Source organism: Actinomadura rugatobispora (assembly GCF_042656285.1).
Classification (GTDB): domain Bacteria; phylum Actinomycetota; class Actinomycetes; order Streptosporangiales; family Streptosporangiaceae; genus Spirillospora; species Spirillospora rugatobispora.
The window spans coordinates 1-547 of record NZ_JBHSON010000317.1 but is presented as its reverse complement, the minus strand read 5'-3'; the positions used below and the strand labels follow the sequence as shown (position 1 = coordinate 547).

Sequence of the window (547 nt, the reverse complement as noted above, 5' to 3'; positions counted from 1 at the left end):
GTTCCGGGACCACCGGTTCGAGCCGCCCAAGTACTCCGTGGAGGAGTGCAAGGACAAGGACATGACCTTCTCCGCCCCGATGTTCGTCACGGCGGAGTTCATCAACAACACCACCGGTGAGATTAAGAGCCAGACGGTGTTCATGGGCGACTTCCCGCTCATGACGCCCAAGGGCACCTTCATCATCAACGGCACCGAGCGGGTCGTGGTCTCCCAGCTGGTCCGTTCCCCGGGCGTGTACTTCGACCGCGCCCTCGACAAGGCGTCGGACAAGGACATCTACGGCTGCCGGGTCATCCCGAGCCGCGGCGCCTGGCTCGAGTTCGAGGTCGACAAGCGTGACAACGTCGGCGTGCGCGTCGACCGCAAGCGCAAGCAGCCGGTGACGGTGCTGCTGAAGGCGCTGGGCTGGACCGAGGAGCGGATCCGCGAGCGGTTCGGCGGCTATGAGTCGATCAATGTGACCCTGGAGAAGGACCACACCTCCGGGCAGGACGACGCGCTGCTGGACATCTACCGCAAGCTGCGTCCGGGCGAGCCGCCGACC

Annotated in this window: 1 pseudogene; it reads left to right on the top strand. The window is 65.4% G+C overall.

The window, feature by feature from the left end:
* A pseudogene (locus ACFPZN_RS56590) lies at positions 1-547 on the top strand (DNA-directed RNA polymerase subunit beta); the annotation flags it as partial.